A 21651-nucleotide genomic window follows, 5' to 3' on the forward strand; every position below is an offset into this window, starting at 1 on the left:
AATACACGCCAGCCGCCGCTCCCGGCGAGGGAGCGGCGGCTGACCGGTTGACGACGACGGCGAGGATCAGGCCTCGGCCGCCTCCCCGTCCTCGGACTCGCCCGCGGACTCCTCGGCCTGCGCGGCCAGGACCTGGAGGACGACCGTGTCACCGTCGACGGCCAGCGTGGTGCCGGACGGCAGCGGGATGTCCTTGGCGAGGACGGAGGCACCGGCCTCCAGACCCTCGATGGAGACGGTGACCGACTCGGGGATGTGCGTGGCCTCGGTCTCCACCGGCACCGTGTTCAGCACGTGCTCCAGCAGGTTGCCACCCGGGGCCAGCTCGCCCTCGGTGTGCACGTAGATCTCGACGTTGACCTTCTCGCCGCGCTTCACCAGCTGGAGGTCGACGTGCTCCAGGAAGCCCTTCACCGCGTCACGCTGCACGGCCTTCGGGATCGCCAGCTCGTTGGACTTGCCGTCGATGTCCAGGGAGATCAGGACGTTCGGCGTACGCAGCGCCAGCAGCAGCTCGTGGCCCGGGAGGGTCAGGTGCAGCGGGTCGGAACCGTGGCCGTACAGCACACCGGGAACCTTGTTGTCACGACGGATACGACGGGCGGCACCCTTGCCGAACTCGGTGCGGGTCTCGGCGGCGAGCTTGACCTCGGACATACGGATCACTCCTCGTAGAACTAGCAACGGACGTGGTCACCCGGCCACGAACGGCCTGCTACGAAGAGCGCGTCGATAACGGACCACCGTGTTCGCGGAAACGGACACGGCCTCCCTCGCCGAGCAACTCGTGCAGTTTACTCGGAAAGGGAGGCCGTACCCAAAAGGATCAACGGCTAACGCCGGCGACGACCGTGCAGAAACCTCACTGCTCGTCGAAGAGGCTGGTCACCGAGCCGTCCTCGAACACCTCACGCACCGCGCTCGCGATCGTCGTGGCGATCGACAGCACCGTGATCTTGTCCAGATCCACCGCCAGCTCACCCGGCGTCGGCAGCGTGTCCGTGAAGATGAACTCACTCACCCGCGAGTTCTTCAGCCGGTCCGCCGCCGGACCCGACAGCACACCGTGCGTCGCCGTCACGATGACGTCCTCCGCACCGTGCGCGAACAGCGCGTCCGCCGCCGCACAGATCGTGCCACCCGTGTCGATCATGTCGTCGACCAGCACACACACCCGGCCCTCGACCTCACCCACGACCTCGTGGACGGTCACCTGGTTCGCCACGTCCTTGTCACGCCGCTTGTGCACGATCGCCAGCGGCGCACCGAGCCGGTCGCACCACCGGTCCGCCACCCGCACCCGGCCCGCGTCCGGCGAGACCACCGTCAGCTTGTTCCGGTCCACCTTCCGGCCCACGTAGTCCGCCAGCAGCGGCAACGCGAACAGATGATCCACCGGACCGTCGAAGAAACCCTGGATCTGATCCGTGTGCAGGTCCACCGTCAGGATCCGGTGCGCACCCGCCGTCTTCATCAGATCGGCGATCAGACGCGCCGAGATCGGTTCACGACCCCGGTGCTTCTTGTCCTGGCGCGCGTAACCGTAGAACGGCACGATCACCGTGATGGAACGAGCCGACGCACGCTTCAGCGCGTCGATCATGATCAGCTGCTCCATGATCCACTTGTTGATCGGAGCCGTGTGGCTCTGGATCAGGAAGCAGTCCGCACCGCGAGCCGACTCCTGGTAACGGACGTAGATCTCACCGTTCGCGAAGTCGAAGGCCTTCGTCGGGACGACCCCGACACCCAGCTGCTGGGCGACCTCCTCGGCAAGCTCGGGGTGGGCGCGGCCGGAGAAGAACATCAACTTCTTCTCGCCGGTCGTCTTGATCCCGGTCACAGCACTGTCTCCTCAGAGGTTGTCTCAGCCAGCCGGCTGCTCGGCGACCTCTCGGCTGGGCATGAGAGGCCGTATCAGCTGGTAAGGGTGCGGGCGCACATGCGCGGATGTGCACTTATCACGGTACGCCGTGTTCGAGGCGCACGTTCGCGCTCAGGCCTCGCCCTCACCCCGCCGGGACGCCGCCTCGGCCGCCTTCGCCGCCGCACTCCCCGGCCGCTTCCGCGCCACCCAGCCCTCGATATTCCGCTGCTGGCCACGGGCCACGGCCAGCGAACCCGGCGGCACATCCTTCGTGATCACCGACCCGGCAGCGGTGTAGGCACCGTCCCCCACCGTGACAGGAGCCACAAACATGTTGTCCGAACCCGTCCGGCAGTGCGACCCCACCGTCGTGTGGTGCTTGTCCTGACCGTCGTAGTTCACGAACACACTCGCCGCCCCGATGTTCGTGTACTCCCCGATCGTCGCGTCCCCCACGTACGACAGGTGCGGAACCTTCGTCCCCTCACCGATCGACGCGTTCTTCGTCTCCACGTACGTCCCGATCTTGCCCTTCGCACCCAGCCGCGTACCCGGCCGCAGATACGCGAACGGACCCACCACCGCCCCCGCGCCGATCCGCGCCCCCTCCGCCACCGAATTGTCCAGGCGCGCCCCCGCACCCACCATCGTGTCCCGCAGCCGGCTGTTCGGCCCCACCTCGCACCCCTCACCCAGATGCGTCGACCCCGCCAGCTGCGTCCCCGGATGCACCACGGCGTCCCGCTCGAACGACACCGTCACATCCACCCAGGTCGTCGCCGGATCCACCACCGTCACGCCGTCCAGCATCGCCCGCGTCAGCAGCCGGTCGTTCAGGATCCGGCGCGCCTCCGCCAACTGCACCCGGTTGTTGATCCCCGCGATCTCCCGGTGATCGGACGCCACCGACGCCCCCACCCGGTGCCCGGCCTCCCGCAGGATCCCCAGCACGTCCGTGAGGTACTCCTCACCCTGGCTGTTGTCCGTCCGCACCCGCTTCAGCGCGTCCGCCAGCAACGCCCCGTCGAACGCGAACACCCCGCTGTTGATCTCCCGGACCGCCCGCTGCTCCGCGGACGCGTCCTTGTGCTCCACGATCGCGGTGACCGCCCCCGTCACCCCGTCCCGCACGATCCGGCCGTACCCGGTCGCGTCCGGCACCTCGGCCGTCAGCACCGTCACCGCGTTGCCGTCCGCCCGGTGCGTCTCCGCGAGCCGCCGCAGCGTCTCCCCGGTCAGCAGCGGCGTGTCCCCGCACACGACCACCACCGTGCCGTCCACGGTCCCGCCCAGCTCCTCCAGGCCCATCCGCACCGCGTGCCCGGTGCCTTTCTGCTCCGCCTGCACGGCCGTGCGCGCGTCCGGGTCGACCTCCGTCAGGTGCGCGGTGACCTGCTCACGGGCGTGACCCACCACGACGACCAGGTTCTGCGGGTCCAACTCGCGCGAGGCGGCCAGCACATGACCGACCAGGGAGCGGCCGCAGAGCTGGTGGAGGACCTTGGGTGTGGCCGACTTCATACGGGTGCCCTCACCCGCGGCGAGAACGACGACGGCGGCCGGGCGGATGGCGCTCACGGGGTTGCCCTTCGGCTCTGGATGGGTGGGGGTGACAGCCGCAGGATACCGGGGCCCACCCCACGCCAAATGAGCACGGGCCCTGACGGTGAGGTCAGGGCCCGGTCGTGTGTTGCTCCCCTGCCAGGACTCGAACCTGGAACAAATCATCCAAAGTGACCCGTGTTGCCGATTACACCACAGGGGATTATTAAGGTCCCTTAACGGACATTTTGCTGGTCCGCTGAGGCCGCGGCACCTACTATGCCGCACCACCAGCCCTCGATGCGACGGTACAAGTCGGCACCCTTGCGGACTTTGATCACGAGACAGCCCCGGTAGTCGTCGCCGGTGTTCCTGCGGACCGTCCGGGGGTTGTGCTTCTTGAGAGTGGTCTTGTTGAAGGCGGAGGCGTCCGCGCCGACGAGGTCGGCCCAGTACCGCTCGGCGCCCGCCACGTCGGCGTTCTCGTGGATTGCGACCGTGTAGCGGATGCGCTCGCCCTCCACCCCGACCAGGCGCAGCCAGGCGAGGAAGACCCTGATCATCCCGGGGTCGCTGTTGACGAACACCACGCACTCCCGGCGGTCGTAGGGCTTGTCCTTGCCGCCCTCGGCCCAGTAGAGACCCACGCCGATCAGGAACAGCTCGCGGTCGGAGAGTTCGCCGATGTCCGCCGCGGCCCGCAGCTTGGTCGCGGCGCGTTCCCGGTCCTGCGCCGCCCGCACGGCCGCGAGGCCCTCGTTCATCAGCGCCCGCTGCTGCTCGGGTGTGTAACGAGGTTCCGGCTTCGGCAGGTCCCGGACCCACAGGGAGACGGAACTCCTCGAACAGCCCAGCTCCGCCTGGATCCGGTCGTACGTCCAGCCCGCACGCCGCAGCTCCCGCGCCCGCTCCCTGAGGCCGTCCTTCGCGTTCGGGCGCCTCGTCCACTCCGGTGGCGGCTCCCCCTTCACCAGCCGGTGGAGCGTGTCGTTGTTGAAGACCTTCAGTTCGTCCCGGATCTGGCGGAGGCTGTGGCCCGCCCGGCGCAGGGCGATCGCCCGGTGGCGGAGGGTCTCGAAGTCGGCGGGTGTGCCGGGGATCGGTGTCATGGACGTACCGTCCGGCTGGAATGTGGGGTTCCGGGCCCGGACGGGAGTGGTTCACCAGTTCGGGGGATAGCGGTGGGTTTCGAGGCCGTTCGGTTACGGAGTGTGGTGTGCGGTGGTAGGCGAAACTCACCGGAAAAGCCGCACCTCCCGCCCGTAGGCTGGGGTGCATGACCACGACGGGGGAAGACCATGCCAGGGCTCTGACCGGCCCTTGGTGGTGGGCCAGGTGGCGCAGCGCGGTGCTCGACGGGAGTGTCGCGCTGGCGTCCGCGGCGGAGTGCGGTGCGGAGGGGATCCCGTTCGCCCGGGACGCGGGTGTCCCGGTGTGGGCGGGGATCGTGTTCGGGACGGTCGCCGGGTCGGTGCTGCTGCTGCGGCGCAAGTGGCCGATCGCGGTGGTGCTGGTGGCGATCGCGATCACGCCGGCGCAGATGGGTTTCCTGCTGAGCGTCGTGGGGCTGTACACGCTCGCCGCGTGCGAGCTGCCGCGGCGGCTGCTCGCCGCGCTGGCGGGGATGTCGCTGCTGGGGACGGCGGTGGTGACGTTCGTGCGGGTGCGGCAGGACATGGCGCGGGGGGACCTGACGCTCGGTGACTGGTTCCTGCCGTTCGCGGCGGTGACGACGGCGCTGGGGCTGACGGCTCCGCCGTTGCTGCTGGGGTTGTACGTGGGGGCGCGGCGCCGGTTGATGGAGAGTCTGCGGGAGCGCGCGGATTCGCTGGAGCGGGAGCTCCAGTTGCTCGCGGAGCGGGCGGAGGAGCGGGCCGAGTGGGCGCGCAACGAGGAGCGGACGCGGATCGCGCGGGAGATGCACGACGTGGTGGCGCACCGGGTGAGTCTGATGGTGGTGCACGCGGCGGCGCTCCAGGCGGTGGCGCGGAAGGATCCGGAGAAGGCGGTGCGCAACGCCGCGCTGGTGGGGGACATGGGCCGGCAGGCGTTGACGGAGTTGCGGGAGATGTTGGGGGTGTTGCGGGCCGGGGAGGGGGTGGTCCGGCGGGCCGCTTCGGTGTCGTCGTTGGCGGCGGTGGGGGAGGCGGCCGCGGCGGCGGCTTCGCGGGTGGCGGAGGCGGAGGGGGCGGTGGAGGGGCCTTGTCTGTCGGAGCTGGAGGAGTTGGTGGGGCAGTCGGCCGCGGCGGGGATGGTGGTGGATCTGTCGGTGCAGGGGGAGGTGCGTTCGTACGCGGCGGAGGTGGAGCAGACGGCGTACCGGGTGGTGCAGGAGGCGTTGACGAACGTCCACAAGCACGCGGCGGGTGCGAAGACGTATGTGCGGTTGGCGCACCGGGTGTCGGAGATCGCGATGCAGGTGGAGAACGAGCCGCCGCCGGAGCCGGCGTCGGCGTCGGCGGGGTTGCCGTCGGGTGGGAACGGGCTGGTGGGGATGCGGGAGCGGGTCGCGGCGTTGGGTGGGGTGTTCGTGTCGGGGCCGACGGACGCGGGTGGGTTCCGGGTGTCGGCGGTGATTCCGGCGGTGTAGGGGGGCGGGGGTTGTGGGGGGTGGTCAGCCGGCGGTGAGGCGTACGGGGGGGATGCCGGTGATGAGGGTGGTCAGGGCGTGGTCGATGTCGGGGCCGAGGTACCAGTCGCCGGTGTGGTCGACGGTGTAGACGCGGCCTTCGGTGTCGATGGCGAGGACGGCGGCGGTGTCGGTCTCCTCGCCGAGGGGGCAGAGTTCGGTGCCGAGGGCGCGGCCGAGGTCGCCGAGGGTGCGGGCGAGGTGGCGGCCGTGCAGGGGGTCGAGGCGGAGGGCGGCGGGGGCGATCTGGCGGCCGGGGCCGGTGGGGGTGATGTCGAGGCCGCCGAACTCGGCCCAGGCTTCGACGGCGGCGGGGAAGACGGTGTGCCGGTGGCCCGCGGGTGAGGTGTGGGCGCGCAGGGTGTCGGCCCAGATCTCGGCTTGTTTTATGTCCCAGCGGCCGGGGTGCCAGCCGGCGGCGCGCAGGGCGGCGTCGACGGGTACGGAGAAGCGGGTGGAGTTCCCCGCGGGGGCGCGGGTGGCCGGGTGCTGGGGGGTGGGGCGGTCGGGGTGCATCTGCCCTTCGTTCGTCGTGCCGGCGGGGTGGGTGTGGGGGTGTGGTGGGCCGGGGTGGGTGGGGTGGTCAGCCGTCGGTGGGGGTGGGGTCGACGATGCGGACGCCGAAGTGGTCGCTGAGGGCGGTGCAGGCGCGGCAGGGGGCGGCGAAGCTGCCGTGGAGGGGGTCGCCGTCCTCGCGTATGCGGCGGGCGGTGAGTTTGGCGTGTCGGAGGGCTTTGCGGGCTTCGCCGTTGGTCATGGGTCTGCGGGCGGCGCGTCTGCTGCGGGCGGCGTCGGCGGTGGTGAGGTGCCGGGAGATGAGGACGGTCTCGGCGCAGCGTCCGGTGAAGCGGTCGCGCTGGGCGCTGGTGAGGGTGTCGAGGAAGTCCTGGACGAGGGGGTGCAGGGCGGGGGGCCGGTCGCCGCGGGTGGCGGTGCCGGTGAGGGTGGCGCCGCGGACGGAGAGGGCGGCGGCGACGGTGGGCAGGATGCCGTCGCGGCGGTGGCGGAGGGTGGGGGCGGGGGGTGTGCCGGTGCCGCTCCAGCCGATGCGGGGGTCGCCGGCCCGCAGGTCGGTGCCTCCGGTCTGCAACGCGTTCATGATCGTTTTCCCTCCGCGGGTGTCCCCCTGACGGACACAGGGTGCCAAATGCCGTGGCTGGTGGGGAAGCTGGGGCGTCGCGACACGCCCGTGGGGAGGCGGGCGGTGACGGTGGGGTGACGGCTGGTCACGGAGTCGGGGGCGGGGCGCGGGGGGTGTGGGGGCGGGGACGCGGTGGGCCGGTGACCGTGGTGGGCGCACCGCATAGGCTGTCGCCGTCCGCGATCGACACCGCCGTTCAGGCGCCACAGACAACGCCGCAGGGGGCAACCGCCATGACGACAGGTCGGCTCGGGCTGGGGGCAGCGCCCAGCGGCCCGACCGGGGGACGGACCGCGCCGCCGAACGCGGCCTACGCCGGGCAGGTCGTGCACTTCCCGGACCCGGTGCGGGCGGCGCGTCACCCGAGAGGGGTACGGGTCGACGAGTACGGTCACCCGGATTTCTCGCCGTACGCGCGGGTGGCGGTGGAGATCGCCGAGCCGCCGCAGGGGTTCGGGGTGGACGAGCTGCGGCTGACGGACTACGTGTCGGCGAACGCCGCGCTGGCGGCGGCGGGGCACGCGTTGTGGGACACGGTGCCGCGGGTGGCGACGCCGCACGGCTGGACGTGGCATCACGTGGCGGGCACGCGGCGCCTGGAGTTGGTGCCGGTCGAGGTGAAGGCGTTGCTGCGGCACCACGGTGGGCTGGCGACGGCGCCGGTGGACCACGGCAAGCGGGGGACGCGGCCGTTGCCGGAGGCGCGGCCGGCCCACTTCCGTCTGCCGAAGTCGGGTGTGGCGGTGCCGGAGGCGCAGGTGCGGGGTCTGGAGGAGGATCTGGGGTACCGGCTGCCGGGCGCGTACCGGTCGTTCCTGAAGGCGGCGGGTGGTTGCGCGCCGGTCGGCGCGGCGCTCGACGCCGAGCTGGGGCTGCTGCTGGACCAGCCGTTCTTCACGGTGCGGGACGAGGCGGCGGTCAACGACCTGGCGTACGTGAACAAGTGTCTGCGCGACCATCTGACCAAGGACTATCTCGGGGTCGGTTTCGTGCAGGGCGGTCTGCTCGCGGTGAAGGTGAAGGGTGAGCGGGCCGGTTCGGTGTGGTTCTGCGCGTACGACGATGTGCGGGACGTGGATCCGTCGTGGTCGCCGGCGGAGCGGGTGGAGCGCCTGCTGCTGCCGTGCGGTGACGACTTCGACGCCTTCCTGTCCCGGCTGGCCGGTCGTCCGCCGGAGTTGGAGACGGTGGCGGACCTGATGGTCGACGGCGGGTTCGCGCGTGCCGTCCCGGTGTCCTCCGGTCCGGTGTCGCCGGGTCCGGCGGGGGAGTGAGCTGACGACGATGGTGACGTACGCGCAGGCGCAGGAGCGCGCCGAGGAGTGGCTCAACGGCGATGTGCCGGCGTACCAGCACCGTGAGGTGCGGGTGCGGGAGTTCGGGCTGGGTTTCGTGGTGTGGGGTGAGGACCGGGCGGAGGGGCCGCGGTCGGACGGGGGTGGTCAGCGGCTGGTGATCGCCCGGGACAGCGGGGAGGCGACGCTGTGGCCGGCCGTGCCGGTGGGTGAGGTGATCCGCCGGTACGAGGAGGAGTACGGCCGCCCCGACGGGCCCGAGGACGTGGTGCCGGCGGCTGCCGCCCGGGTGGACGCCGACCAGACGTCGTTCCTGCTCACTCCGCCGCAGTGGCTGCGGGAGGCGGCGGACGGGCGGAGGCCGGGGGAGGGGTCGGACGGGGCCGGTTCCGGGCCGGACGCGGTCCCCGGTGGTGCGGCGGCCGGTGCCGGTGCCGTCTCCGGTGGTGCGGGTCCGACCGCCGGCGCGGCGGTCTCCGACGGGGTGCCGGGTGCGGTGTCCCCGGGCGGGGCCGCGGCGGCGTCGACGCGGGCCGGGGTGCCGGGGCCGGTGGACGTGCCCGCGGGGGCCACGCCTTGGGCCGGTACCGACACGAACGCGGACGGTGCCGGGGAGGACCGTTCGGTGCCGCTGCCCGCGACGGTGTTCGCGCCACCGCTCGGTGATCAGGACGCTCCGCCGCGCCCGCCGAAGGCCGCGCCGGACGCGCCGACGGCGCTGATGTCGGGCGGCAGCCAGTTGCCGCCGACTGCGGTCGTGCCGGCGCTCGACGCGTCCGGCGCGCCGGGCCCGGGGCCGGGGTCCACGCCCCCGCCGCCCGCGCCCGCGCCCGCGCCCGACGCCTCGCAGGCGGCTCCCACGATGGCGGGCCCGCACGGCAGCACGCCCCCGCCGCGGGACGCCCCGGGGTACGGCTACCCGTTGGCGCCGGCCGGGCCGGGCGCGCCGGGACGGCAGCTCGCGCCGAACGCCGGGGACATCGCGGACGCCGCGACGAGCAAGGCGGCGCCGCCGCCGAAGAAGGCGCGCGGTGTGGTGGGCGCGCCTCCGCCGCCGCCGGGGGCGCCCGGTCTGCCGGGCGCGCGCCCGGGGAACGCGGTGCCGCCGCCCGCGCCGGGCGCGCCCGCGGGTGGGTACGTGCCGACGCAGCTCGTCTCGGCGCTGGGACCGGAGGGGTCCGAGGGGGCCACCGGGCCGGAGCGCCGGGGTGGCGCGGGAGCGCCGGAGACCGTGGGCGGCCCCCGTCCGCCCGAGGCGCCCCCGGGTGTTCCGGGGGGTACGCCGCCGGGCGGTGTGCACCACGCCGCCACGATGCTGGCCGACCCCGGCCGTCCGGCCGGTGCGCCGGGCGCGCCGCAGCCGCCGGGGACGCCCGGCGCCCCCGGCGCTCCGGGCCGGACGCCGGGTGGGGTGCACCACGCCGAGACCGTGCTGTCCGGTCCCGCGCCGGGCGGTCCGGGCATGCCCCCGCCGCCCGCCCCCGGCGCGGTGCCCCCGCCCGGCATGATGCCCCCGCCCGGGGCGATGCCCCCGCCGGGTGCCATGCCGCCGCCCGGGGCGATGCCGCCGCCGGGCGGTCCGTTCCCGGGGCCCGCCGGGGCGTACGGGTACCCGCAGCAGGGACAGCCGACGGTCGGCCCCGGCTACCAGGCGGTGCTGCGCTACCGGGCGCAGGACGGTTCGGAGCAGCAGCTGATCCGGCGTTCGGCGCCGGGTACGCCGCACCCGGAGTGGCAGATCTTCCATGAGTTGCGGGCCATGAACGTGCCGCCGGACCAGGTGCTGGAGCTGCACACGGAGCTGGAGTCGTGCGAGCTGCCGGGCGCCTACTGCGCGCGGATGATCCGGGAGCAGTGGCCGCAGGCGCGGATCGCGAGCATCGCGCCGTACGGCACGGACCACGCGAGCCGGCAGCAGGGCATGCGTCAGCTGTTGGCGCACCAGGGTGAGTTGCACCAGGTGGCGGACGGTCCGGCGCGGCCGGCGCCGGTGCGGGCGCCGCTGCCGCCGGTGCGGCCGGTGCCGCCCGTCCCGCCGGAGGCCGTCGCGCAGGAGCTGGCCGCGGCGTTCGGCCCGGGGATCTTCCGGTTCGAGCAGCAGGCGGTCTCCCGGCAGGGCGTGCCGCCGGTCGTGGCGCACACGCTGGTGGTGGCGGGGCTGCCGCTGGACATGGGCCCGTTCTTCTGGGCGCAGGCCCAGCCGGGCCGTCCGGTGCCGACGCTGGCGGAGCTGGCGGCGGAGCGGGGGGTGCGGCCGGCCGCGGACGCGGGCTCGTACCTCGTCATGGGCACCGACTTCGGCAAGGCGGTCTGCGTGCAGTACGGGACGGCGAACATCGTGGCCGTGCCCGTGGAGGCGGGGCCGGGCGGCGCGCCCGTGGCGCCGCAGTTCGTCAACACCGGGCTGCCGGAGTTCGTGCGCTGCCTGGCCCTGCTGGGCCGGATGTGGCGGCTGCGGTACGGGCTGAACCAGGAGCAGGCGGGCCGCTGGACCGTCGACTTCCAGGCACAGCTGGCCACGCTGGACCCGGCGGCGCTCGGGTCGCCGGAGAGCTGGTGGTCGGTGCTGCTGGAGCAGATGTGGGACGGGTTGCTGTAGCGGGACCCGGCCGGGTGCGACCCTCGTGCCCCTCACGCGCCCGCGTGAGGGGCACGAGGCGTTCTCCCGGGCGGGGCGGGCCGTCGGCGGGGCGTGTGGAGGACCGGCCGTGACGTGACTGCGGAGTGTCGCGTTATGAACACTTACACCCGATCCATCAAGATGTGCGCGGAATCGTGCTGTCGTGCATGTCCGGTGGAGAGGGGTTCCAGGATGAGCAGCGCAGCGATGCCGCCGCACGGCTTCGGGACCGTCCGGGGGCGCGGCTACCGCCCCGACCAGGTCGAGGCGTACCTGGAGGTGCTCTCCGCGGACCGGGACGCCGCCTGGGAGCGTGCCGCCCGGCTGACGGTGCTCGCCCGGGAGATGGAGGAGGAGGCCGTACGGCTGCGGGAGACCGTCGCACAGCTCGAACCGCAGACGTACGAGACGCTCGGGGAGCCCGCGCGGCGCCTGTTCCAGCTCGCCGTCGAAACCGGTGCCGAGCTGCGGCAACGCACGCGGCGGGAGGCCGGGCGGGAGGTCGCTCGGGCCGAGGAGCGGGCCGAGGGCGTGCGCCGGGAGGCGCGGGAGGCCGCGGACGCGGTCCGCGCCCGGGCCGACGAGGAGGCCGGCCGGCACCTCCTCGCCGCGCGCGCCGAGGCGGACGGCCACCGGGTCGGCGCGCGGCGCGAGGTGAAGGAAGGACGCGGGCGGGCGCTCGGGGAGTTGCGGGAGACCCGGCAGCGCATCACCGCCATGCTCGCCGAGCACGCCCGGGAGCAGGCCGAGCGCTGGACCGAGGCCGAACGGGAGGAGGCCGGACGGGTGGCCGCGCTGGACGCCGGGCACGCCGAACGGGTGAGCCGGGCGGAGGAGGAACTGGCGGCGGCCGAGCGGGACCTGGCGGAGGCCCGGGAGTCCGCGCGCCGCTGCGAGGAGGAGGCGCACGCGCGGGCCGCCGAGATCGTCGCCGAGGCGCGTGTGCGCGGGGAGCGCATCGCCGGGGAGACCGAGCGGCTGCTGCGTGAGCACAGTGAGACCTGGGAGGACGTCCAGTCGCACATGGACTCCGTGCGCGACAGCCTCATCTCGCTGACCGGCCGGGTGGTGCTGGAGTAGCGGCCGGCGCGCCCCGCCCCGCGTAGGCCGCCGCCGGTGCTCACTCCTCGAGCACGGGGAACCGTCGTGGCGCCACCAGCAGCAGCAGGACGAACGCGAGGGCCGCCGCTGCCGCCGCGCCGAGGTACACGGCGTGCACCGCCTCCGCGATGGCCCGCCGGGTGGCCTCCGGGGCCGTACCGGCGCGCAGCGCCCGCGTCACGGAGTCGAGGTCGCCCGCCCCGCCCAGCCGGGCGGCCAGCACGCCGTTGGCGACGGCGCCGAACAGGGAGGCGCCCACGGTCTGCCCGGTCTGCCGGCAGAAGAGCACCGACGCGGTCGTGGTGCCCCGCTCCGACCAGCCCACCGTCGACTGAACCCCCACGATCAGCGGCAGCTGGAACAGTCCCAGCGCCCCGCCGAGCAGCAGCATCAGCAGCGTCGGCTGCCACCAGGCCCCGGGGTACGGCAGGAGGGGGAACGCGGCCAGGATCAGCGCGGCCAGGCCGATGCCGAGCAGCGCGGTGTCCCGGAAGCCGATCCTGCGGTAGACGTGCTGGCTGAGCGCGGCCGTCACCGGCCAGCTCAGCGTCCACACCGACAGCACGAACCCGGCGGCCACCGGCGCGAGCCCGAGCACCGACTGCGCGTACGTCGGCAGGAACACCGCGGGCGCCACCATGAGCAGTCCCAGCGCGCCGAGCGCCAGGTTGACGGCCGCGATCGTCCGGCGTCGCCACACCCAGCCCGGGATCACCGGTTCCGCGGCCCGGCGTTCCACCACGACCACCACGGCGGCCAGGGCGAGACCGGTGCCGAACAGGGCCAGTGACGGCGCCGACAGCCACGGCCAGGCCACCCCGCCCTGCACCAGCGCGGTCAGCAGCACCCCGCCGCACGCGAACACCGCCAGCGCGCCGGCCCAGTCCACGCGGGCGCGGCGCACCGCCCGCCGTTCCGGTTCGTGCAGGTGACGGACGATCAGCCACAGGGCTGCGGCGCCGATCGGCAGGTTGACCAGGAAGATCCAGCGCCAGTCGGTGTAGGCGGCGAGCACTCCGCCCACCCCGGGACCGGCCACCGCGGCGACCGCCCACACCGTGGACAGCCTGGACTGGATCCTCGGGCGCTCCGCCAGCGGGTACAGGTCGGCGGCCAGGGTCTGCACGGTGCCTTGCAGCGCCCCGCCGCCCAGGCCCTGCACCAGCCGGAACGCGATCAGCGCCGCCATGTTCCAGGCCACCGCGCACAGCAGCGAGCCCAGCAGGAACACGGCCGCGCCCACCACCAGGACCGGCTTGCGGCCGAAGGTGTCGGACAGCTTGCCGTAGACGGGCAGGGTGACGGTGACGGCGAGCAGGTACCCGGAGAACAGCCACGAGAAGACGGAGAACCCGCCCAGGTCGCCCACGATCTGCGGTACGGCCGTGGCGACGATGGTGGAGTCGAGGGCCGCCAGTGCCATCGCCAGCATCAGGGCGGCGACCACCGCGCCCCGCCGGCCGGTGTCCGACTGCCGCGCGGCCCCGCCGCGTATCGCCGGTGTCGTGCTCCCCACCGCACTTCCCTCCCGTGGTCCGCGCCGGACACCACCGCGTGCCCCCTGCACGTGCCGCCCCGACGACAGCCTCCCACGGAGGGCAAGACCCCGGCCCCGACCGGGGCGAGGACGCCGGACCGCCGTACCGGGAGGCGCGCTCCACCCCCGGGAACGGCTCCACCGGCGGTGGAACACCCCTAGGGGTACCTCCGTCCTCCGGCTCCGGGCGGGCTCGTCCCGGTGGAGGACGAGAACGGCCGGGAGCCATCCCTAATGTGGCATCGACGCCGCGGGGGGCGGCGGACCGCACCGGCGGGGGTGGGGTTTACCCCCTGCGAAGACGGGGCCCCGCACCAGCGCGCGCCACCCCGCCGGCGGCGAGACTCGACACCACACCCAGGACGGCCGCCCGGCCCACCGGCGCAACCTCACCGACCTGTTGACGACATAGGAGACATACCGTGACATCGGCTGTGACCATCCCCAGGCACGGGGGCACTGGAGGGCGTACGGCCGTTGCCGCCCGGGCACGTCAGGTCGTGAAGGCGTACGGGTCCGGCGAGACCCGCGTCGTCGCGCTGGACCACGTCGACGTGGACATCGCCCGCGGCCGGTTCACGGCGATCATGGGCCCCTCCGGGTCCGGCAAGTCCACCCTGATGCACTGCCTCGCCGGCCTGGACACGGTGACCAGCGGTCACATCCACCTGGACGACACCGAGATCACCGGGCTGAAGGACAAGAAACTCACCCAGCTGCGCCGGGACCGCATCGGGTTCATCTTCCAGGCGTTCAACCTGCTGCCGACGCTGAACGCCATCGAGAACATCACGCTGCCCATGGACATCGCCGGCCGCAGGCCCGACCGCGCCTGGCTGGACCGGGTGGTGGACACCGTCGGGCTCACCGGACGGCTCAGGCACCGGCCGACCCAGCTCTCCGGCGGCCAGCAGCAGCGGGTCGCCGTGGCCCGCGCGCTCGCCGCCCGCCCCGAGATCATCTTCGGTGACGAACCCACCGGAAACCTCGACTCGCGCGCGGGAGCGGAGATCCTGGGCTTCCTGCGCCGCTCCGTGGACGAACTGGGCCAGACCATCGTCATGGTCACCCACGACCCGGTGGCCGCCTCCTACGCCGACCGCGTGCTCTACCTCGCCGACGGCCGCATCGTGGACGAGATGCACCACCCGACGGCCGACCAGGTCCTGGACCGCATGAAGGACTTCGACGCCCGGGGGCGCACGTCATGACCGTCCTGAAGACCTCGCTGCGCAACCTCCTCGCGCACAAGGGACGCATGGCGCTGTCGGCGGTCGCCGTCCTGCTGTCCGTGGGCTTCGTCTGCGGCACCCTGGTGTTCACCGACACGATGAACACCACCTTCGACAAGCTGTTCCAGGCGACCGCCTCGGACGTCACGGTCAGCGCCAAGACCTCCTCCGCCGACGGCCGTACGGTCTCCCGCACCGGCAGACCGCCCGTCCTGCCGGCCTCCGTGGTCGGCCGGGTCCGCGGCGCCCGGGGTGTCGGGTCCGCCGAGGGCACCGTGTCCTCCACCACGGCGACCGTCGTCGACGCCGACAAGGACAAACTGTCACCGAGCAGCGGCGCCCCCACCGTCGTCGGCGGCTGGAACCGCAACGACGCCCGCACCATGGAGATCACCTCCGGCAAGGCGCCCGAGGGCCCGGACCAGGTGATGGTCGACGCCGACACCGCCGGCAAGCACCACCTGCGGCTCGGCGACGAGATCGGCCTGATCACGGCCGTCGGCACGCACCACGCGCACGTGTCCGGCATCGCCGCCTTCCGGGTCACCAACCCCGGCGCGGCCCTGTTCTACCTCGACACCCGGACCGCCCAGCGCACCCTCGTCGGCCGCACCGGCGTCTACACCGACATCGACGTCACCGCCGCCGCCGGCGTGAGCGACGCCCAGCTGAAGAAGAACGTCACCGCCGTCCTCGGCCGCACCTACCAGGTGCGCACCGCCAAGGAGGTCGCCGACGCCAACCAGAAGAGCGTCGAGAGCTTCCTCGACGTCATGAAGTACGCCATGCTCGGCTTCGCCGGGATCGCCCTGCTGGTCGGCATCTTCCTGATCATCAACACCTTCTCCATGCTGGTCGCCCAGCGCACCCGGGAGATCGGCCTGATGCGCGCCATCGGCTCCTCCCGCCGGCAGGTCAACCGTTCGGTGCTCATCGAGGCGCTGCTGCTCGGCGTCATCGGCTCCGTGCTCGGCATCGGCGCGGGCATCGGCCTCGCCGTCGGCCTGATGAAAGCCATGGGGCGCATGGGCATGCACCTGTCCACCGGCGACCTGACCGTCGTCTGGACCACCCCGGCGGTCGGCCTGCTGCTCGGCGTCGTCGTCACCGTCCTCGCCGCCTACCTCCCCGCCCGGCGCGCCGGCAAGGTCTCCCCGATGGCCGCCCTGCGCGACGCCGGCGCCCCCACCGACGCCAGGGCCGGCGCCGTCCGGGCCGGCATCGGCCTGCTCCTCACCGCCGCCGGCGCCTGGAGCCTGTACGCCGCCGCCCGCGCCGACCGGGCCACCACCGGCTCGGGCTGGCTGGGTCTCGGCGTGGTGCTCACCCTCGTCGGGTTCGTCGTCATCGGCCCGCTGCTCGCCGCCGGCCTGGTCCGCGTCCTCGGCGCGGCGCTGCTGCGGGGCTTCGGACCCGTCGGCCGGATGGCCGAGCGCAACGCGCTGCGCAACCCGCGCCGCACCGGCGCCACCGGCGCCGCCCTCATGATCGGCCTCGCCCTGGTGGCCTGCCTGTCGGTGGTCGGCTCCTCCATGGTGGCCTCCGCCGGTGACGAGCTGGACAAGACCGTGGGCGCCGACTTCATCGTCCGCAGCGACCAGGAGGACGGGCTCATAGCCCGGCAGGCCGTGCGGGCCGTCAAGGACACCCCCGGCCTGGAGCGCGTCACCGAGTACAGGTGGACCGAGGCCGCGTTCACCACCCCGGACGGCAAGCGGCTGCCGCACACCGTGATCATGGCCGTCGACCCGGCCTACGCCGAGGACGTACGGACCCCGACCGTGGCCGGCGAGGTACGCGACGCCTACCGGACCGACTCCATGTCGGTGCCCGAGAAGTTCGCCGAGGACCACGGCGTCCGGCTCGGCTCCACGATCACCGTCGCCTACGAGGGCGGCCGCACCGCCCACCTCACGGTGCGGGCCATCACCCGCAGCGACACGCTCATCGATCCCGACGCGGTCTACACCTCCACCGCCACGCTCGCCAAGTACGTCCCCGCCGACCGGATGCCGCTCGACGAGATGATCCTCGCCACCGCCGAGGACGGACGGCAGGCCGCCGCCTACAAGGCGCTCAAGGCCGCGCTGCACGACGACTTCCCGCAGCTGACCGTGCGCGACCAGACCGACTACAAGCAGGACTTCAAGGACCAGATCGGCCAGCTGCTCAACATGATCTACGGCCTGCTGGCCCTCGCGATCATCGTCGCGGTCCTCGGGGTGGTGAACACCCTGGCGCTCTCCGTGGTCGAGCGGACCCGGGAGATCGGCCTCATGCGCGCCATCGGCCTCTCCCGCCGCCAGCTGCGCCGCATGATCCGCCTGGAGTCGGTCGTGATCGCCGTCTTCGGCGCGCTGCTCGGCCTCGGCCTCGGCATGAGCTGGGGCGCGACCGCCCAGCGGCTCCTCGCCATGGAGGGCCTGAAGATCCTGGAGATCCCCTGGCCGACGATCACCGGCGTCTTCGTCGGCTCGGCCTTCGTGGGCCTGCTCGCGGCCCTCGTGCCCGCGTTCCGGGCGGCGCGGATGAACGTGCTGCGCGCCATCGCCACCGACTGACGGGACGGCCGGACAGCAGGACGGCGGGGCGCGGAGATCTCCTCCGCGCCCCGCCGTTCCGGTGCGTGCGTCCGGCCCCGGGGGACGCCGGTGGATCAGCCGGCGGCGCTGACCGCGCCGTAGTACTTCTCCGCGGCCTTGCGGCAGGCCGCCTTCAGCCTCTTGCGCTCCGAGGCGGGCAGGGGGTCCGCCCACGGCTTGTAGTTGCAGGCGCTGTACAGGTCCCTGAGGAGGGCCTGCCCGGCGGCGTGGAGACACCGGGAGACGGCCGGCGGGGTGAGCGGCGGTCCGGTGTCGGTCGGTGCCGTCGGGGTGGGGGGCGCGGGCAGTGAGGGCGTGGACCCGTCCGGTGGACGTCGTCCGGACAACCCGTCTGCTGCGCCCGCCCGGCGGGGCAGGGCACCGGGGGTGTCCGGGCGCGGCGTCGCCGCCGTCGGCGTCGTAGGCTGGGCAGCCCCGGCCCGTGAGACGTGTCGGGCTGTCTGTGTTGCCCCTGCCCGGATGGAAGGCCCCATGAGCCTGCACGGTCTGCTCGACGCCGTCGTCAAGGACCCCGCCCTCGCGGAAGCGATCGGCGCGGCAGCGGACGGCAACCGCACGCACGTCGACCTCGTCGGCCCCCCGGCGGCCCGCCCCTTCACGGTCGCCGCCCTGGCCCGCGAGACCGGCCGCCCGGTGCTGGCCGTCACGGCGACCGGCCGCGAGGCCGAGGACCTCGCGGCGGCCCTGCGCTCGCTGCTGCCCCCCGAGGGCGTGGTGGAGTACCCCTCCTGGGAGACCCTCCCGCACGAGCGGCTCAGCCCCCGCAGCGACACCGTCGGACGCCGCCTCGCCGTGCTGCGGCGCCTCGCCCACCCCAGCACGGACGACCCCGAGACCGGCCCCGTCTCCGTCGTCGTCGCACCCGTGCGCTCCGTGCTCCAGCCGCAGGTCAAGGGACTGGGCGACCTGGAACCGGTGTCCCTGCGCACCGGCCGGACCGCCGACCTGAACGAGATCGTCGAAGCCCTCGCGGCCGCCGCCTACGCGCGCGTGGAGCTGGTCGAGAAGCGCGGCGAGTTCGCCGTGCGCGGCGGCATCCTCGACGTGTTCCCGCCCACCGAGGAACACCCCCTGCGCATCGAGTTCTGGGGCGACGACATCGAGGAGATCCGCTACTTCAAGGTCGCCGACCAGCGCTCCCTCGAGGTCGCCGAGCACGGCCTGTGGGCACCCCCCTGCCGCGAGCTGCTCCTCACCGACGAGGTCCGCGAGCGGGCGCGCGCCCTCGCCGAGGACCACCCCGAGCTGGGCGAGCTGCTCGGCAAGATCGCCGAGGGCATCGCGGTGGAGGGCATGGAGTCCCTCGCGCCGGTCCTGGTGGACGACATGGAGCTGCTCCTCGACGTGCTGCCCGCCGGCGCGATGGCCGTCGTCTGCGACCCCGAGCGGGTCCGCACCCGCTCCGCCGACCTCGTGGCCACCTCCCAGGAGTTCCTCCAGGCCTCCTGGGCGGCCACCGCCGGTGGCGGCGAGGCCCCCATCGACGTCGGCGCCGCCTCCCTGTGGTCCCTCGCCGACGTCCGTGACCGCGCGCGCGAGCTGGGCATGATGTGGTGGTCGGTGTCCCCGTTCGCGGCCGACCTGGAACCGGACGCCGACACCCTCAAACTCGGCATGCACGCCCCCGAGACCTACCGCGGCGACACCGCCCGGGCCCTCGCCGACACCAAGGGCTGGCTCGCCGACGGCTGGCGCACGGTGTTCGTCACCGAGGGACACGGCCCGGCCGCCCGCACGGTCGAGGTGCTCGGCGGCGAGGGCATCGCCGCCCGCCTGGACTCCGACCTCGCCACCCTCAGCCCGTCCGTCGTGCACGTCTCCTGCGGCTGCGTCGAGTACGGCTTCGTCGACCCGGCACTGAAGCTCGCCGTACTCACCGAGACCGACCTGTCCGGCCAGCGCACCGCGAGCCGCGACGGCGCCCGCATGCCGGCCCGCCGCCGCAAGACCATCGACCCGCTCACCCTGGAACCGGGCGACTACATCGTCCACGAACAGCACGGCGTCGGCCGCTACATCGAGATGGTCCAGCGCACCGTCCAGGGCGCCACCCGCGAGTACCTCGTCGTCGAGTACGCGCCCGCCAAACGCGGCCAGCCCGGCGACCGGCTGTACATCCCGACCGACCAGCTGGAGCAGATCACCAAGTACGTCGGCGGCGAGGCACCCACCCTGCACCGCCTCGGCGGCGCCGACTGGACGAAGACCAAGGCGCGCGCCAAGAAAGCCGTCAAGGAGATCGCGGCCGACCTGATCAAGCTGTACAGCGCCCGCATGGCCGCCCCCGGCCACGCCTTCGGCTCCGACACCCCCTGGCAGCGCGAGCTGGAGGACGCCTTCCCCTACGCGGAGACCCCCGACCAGCTCACCACCATCGCCGAGGTCAAGGAGGACATGGAGAAGTCCGTCCCCATGGACCGCCTGGTCTGCGGCGACGTCGGCTACGGCAAGACCGAGATCGCCGTACGGGCCGCCTTCAAGGCCGTACAGGACGGCAAGCAGGTCGCCGTCCTGGTGCCCACGACCCTGCTGGTGCAGCAGCACTTCGGCACGTTCTCCGAGCGGTACGGGCAGTTCCCGGTCAACGTGCGGGCGCTCTCCCGCTTCCAGAGCGACACCGAGGCCAAGGCCGTCCTGGAGGGGCTGAAGGAAGGCTCGGTGGACCTCGTCATCGGCACCCACCGCCTGTTCTCCTCCGAGACCAAGTTCAAGGACCTCGGCCTGGTCATCGTCGACGAGGAACAGCGTTTCGGCGTCGAGCACAAGGAGCAGCTGAAGAAGCTCCGCGCCAACGTCGACGTGCTCACCATGTCGGCCACACCCATCCCCCGCACCCTGGAGATGGCGGTCACCGGCATCCGCGAGATGTCCACGATCACCACCCCGCCGGAGGAGCGCCACCCCGTGCTCACCTTCGTCGGACCGTACGAGGAGCGGCAGATCGGCGCCGCCATCCGCCGCGAACTCCTGCGCGAGGGCCAGGTCTTCTACATCCACAACCGCGTCGAGTCCATCGACCGCGCGGCGGCGAAACTGCGCGAGATCGTCCCCGAGGCCCGCATCGCCACCGCCCACGGCCAGATGTCCGAGGCGGCCCTGGAACAGGTCGTCGTCGACTTCTGGGAGAAGCGGTTCGATGTCCTCGTCTCGACCACGATCGTCGAATCCGGCATCGACATCTCCAACGCCAACACCCTGATCGTCGAACGCGGCGACACCTTCGGCCTGTCCCAGCTGCACCAGCTGCGCGGCCGGGTCGGCCGGGGCCGCGAGCGCGGCTACGCCTACTTCCTGTACCCGCCGGAGAAGCCGTTGACGGAGACCGCCCACGAGCGGCTCGCGACGATCGCCCAGCACACGGAGATGGGCGCCGGCATGTACGTCGCGATGAAGGACCTGGAGATCCGCGGCGCCGGCAACCTGCTCGGCGGCGAGCAGTCCGGACACATCGCCGGCGTCGGCTTCGACCTGTACGTCCGCATGGTCGGCGAGGCCGTCGCCGACTACCGCCGCCAGCTGGAGACCGGCGGCACCGAGGAGGAGCCGCCGCTCGAGGTCAAGATCGAGCTGCCCGTCGACGCCCACGTCCCGCACGACTACGCCCCCGGCGAGCGGCTGCGCCTCCAGGCCTACCGGGCCATCGCCTCCGCCAACAGCGAGGAGGACATCAAGGCCGTCCGCGAGGAACTCACCGACCGCTACGGCAAGCTGCCCGAGCCGGTGGAGAACCTGCTGCTGGTGGCCGCGCTGCGCATGCTCGCCCGCGCGAGCGGCGTCGGCGAGATCGTCCTCCAGGGCACCAACATCCGCTTCGCGCCGGTCGAACTGCGCGAGTCGCAGGAACTGCGGCTCAAGCGGCTCTACCCCGGCACGGTCATCAAGCCCACCGCCCACCAGATCCTGGTCCCGCGCCCCAAGACCGCCAAGGTCGGCGGCAAGCCGGTGGTCGGACGCGAACTGCTCGGCTGGGTGGGCGAGTTCCTCACCTCGGTCCTGAGCTGACCGGCGGGGGGCGGGCGCGGGCACTCCTCGCGCCACGCTCCCCTTTCGTCCCGGTCGTCCGGTGAACGCCCCTTCACGCCCC

The 21651-nt window shown here is 73.1% G+C and carries 15 protein-coding genes and 1 tRNA gene; 7 read left to right on the top strand and 9 right to left on the bottom strand.

Going from position 1 to position 21651, the window contains the following annotated elements:
* Positions 1-66: 66 nt before the first annotated feature.
* The 5 genes from ACIQVT_RS15770 to ACIQVT_RS15790 form a co-directional block, all read right to left on the bottom strand.
* A complete protein-coding gene (locus ACIQVT_RS15770; RefSeq protein ID WP_403752690.1) occupies positions 67-657 on the bottom strand; it encodes a 50S ribosomal protein L25/general stress protein Ctc in 591 nt (196 codons plus the stop codon).
* Positions 658-862: 205 nt separating this feature from the next.
* Positions 863-1843, bottom strand: a complete 981-nt coding sequence (locus ACIQVT_RS15775) for a ribose-phosphate diphosphokinase (RefSeq protein ID WP_403752693.1) — start codon at positions 1841-1843, stop codon at positions 863-865.
* A gap of 153 nt (positions 1844-1996) precedes the next feature.
* On the bottom strand, positions 1997-3445 hold the full coding sequence (gene glmU / locus ACIQVT_RS15780; protein WP_403752696.1) for a bifunctional UDP-N-acetylglucosamine diphosphorylase/glucosamine-1-phosphate N-acetyltransferase GlmU: 1449 nt from the start codon (positions 3443-3445) through the stop codon (positions 1997-1999).
* Positions 3446-3560: 115 nt separating this feature from the next.
* A tRNA-Gln gene (locus tag ACIQVT_RS15785) sits at positions 3561-3632 on the bottom strand.
* A 13-nt stretch (positions 3633-3645) separates the two neighbouring features.
* Positions 3646-4518 (bottom strand): hypothetical protein, encoded by an 873-nt coding sequence (locus tag ACIQVT_RS15790; protein ID WP_403752699.1) that lies wholly within the window; start codon positions 4516-4518, stop codon positions 3646-3648.
* Between the two features lie 167 nt (positions 4519-4685).
* Here ACIQVT_RS15790 and ACIQVT_RS15795 point away from each other — a divergent pair, with 167 nt between their 5' ends.
* Positions 4686-5999, top strand: coding sequence for a sensor histidine kinase (locus ACIQVT_RS15795; RefSeq protein WP_403752702.1), 1314 nt, complete (start codon positions 4686-4688; stop codon positions 5997-5999).
* 24 nt (positions 6000-6023) lie between these two features.
* On the opposite strand, the gene ACIQVT_RS15800 is transcribed toward ACIQVT_RS15795, so the two are convergent.
* A complete protein-coding gene (locus tag ACIQVT_RS15800; RefSeq protein ID WP_403752705.1) occupies positions 6024-6554 on the bottom strand; it encodes an SUKH-3 domain-containing protein in 531 nt (176 codons plus the stop codon).
* A 67-nt stretch (positions 6555-6621) separates the two neighbouring features.
* Positions 6622-7137, bottom strand: a complete 516-nt coding sequence (locus ACIQVT_RS15805) for a YwqJ-related putative deaminase (protein ID WP_403752708.1) — start codon at positions 7135-7137, stop codon at positions 6622-6624.
* A 275-nt stretch (positions 7138-7412) separates the two neighbouring features.
* Here ACIQVT_RS15805 and ACIQVT_RS15810 point away from each other — a divergent pair, with 275 nt between their 5' ends.
* The 3 genes from ACIQVT_RS15810 to ACIQVT_RS15820 all read left to right on the top strand — a co-directional run bounded on the left by ACIQVT_RS15810 (position 7413) and on the right by ACIQVT_RS15820 (position 12174).
* Positions 7413-8453 carry an SMI1/KNR4 family protein gene (locus ACIQVT_RS15810; protein WP_403752711.1) on the top strand — a complete coding sequence of 347 codons (1041 nt, stop codon included), beginning with the start codon at positions 7413-7415 and terminating at the stop codon, positions 8451-8453.
* Between the two features lie 10 nt (positions 8454-8463).
* Entirely contained in the window at positions 8464-11073 is a 2610-nt protein-coding gene (locus ACIQVT_RS15815; protein ID WP_403752714.1) for an SUKH-4 family immunity protein, read from the top strand.
* Between the two features lie 213 nt (positions 11074-11286).
* Positions 11287-12174 (top strand): cellulose-binding protein, encoded by an 888-nt coding sequence (locus ACIQVT_RS15820; protein ID WP_403752717.1) that lies wholly within the window; start codon positions 11287-11289, stop codon positions 12172-12174.
* A gap of 40 nt (positions 12175-12214) precedes the next feature.
* On the opposite strand, the gene ACIQVT_RS15825 is transcribed toward ACIQVT_RS15820, so the two are convergent.
* Complete coding sequence (locus tag ACIQVT_RS15825) at positions 12215-13711, bottom strand: MFS transporter (RefSeq protein WP_403752720.1); 1497 nt, start codon at positions 13709-13711, stop codon at positions 12215-12217.
* Positions 13712-14154: 443 nt separating this feature from the next.
* Here ACIQVT_RS15825 and ACIQVT_RS15830 point away from each other — a divergent pair, with 443 nt between their 5' ends.
* Positions 14155-14943, top strand: coding sequence for an ABC transporter ATP-binding protein (locus tag ACIQVT_RS15830; protein ID WP_403752723.1), 789 nt, complete (start codon positions 14155-14157; stop codon positions 14941-14943).
* Positions 14940-17525: an ABC transporter permease gene (locus tag ACIQVT_RS15835; protein ID WP_403752726.1), complete on the top strand. Its 2586-nt coding sequence runs from the start codon at positions 14940-14942 to the stop codon at positions 17523-17525. The genes ACIQVT_RS15830 and ACIQVT_RS15835 overlap by 4 nt, the downstream gene beginning before the upstream one ends.
* Positions 17526-17620: 95 nt before the next feature.
* On the opposite strand, the gene ACIQVT_RS15840 is transcribed toward ACIQVT_RS15835, so the two are convergent.
* Complete coding sequence (locus ACIQVT_RS15840) at positions 17621-17893, bottom strand: hypothetical protein (protein ID WP_403752729.1); 273 nt, start codon at positions 17891-17893, stop codon at positions 17621-17623.
* A 145-nt stretch (positions 17894-18038) separates the two neighbouring features.
* Between ACIQVT_RS15840 and mfd the strand changes: the two genes are divergently transcribed.
* A complete protein-coding gene (gene mfd / locus ACIQVT_RS15845; protein WP_403752732.1) occupies positions 18039-21569 on the top strand; it encodes a transcription-repair coupling factor in 3531 nt (1176 codons plus the stop codon).
* Positions 21570-21651 lie beyond the last annotated feature (82 nt).

Origin of the sequence: Streptomyces sp. NPDC100445 (assembly GCF_044759735.1) — a bacterium.
Lineage (GTDB): Bacteria > Actinomycetota > Actinomycetes > Streptomycetales > Streptomycetaceae > Streptomyces.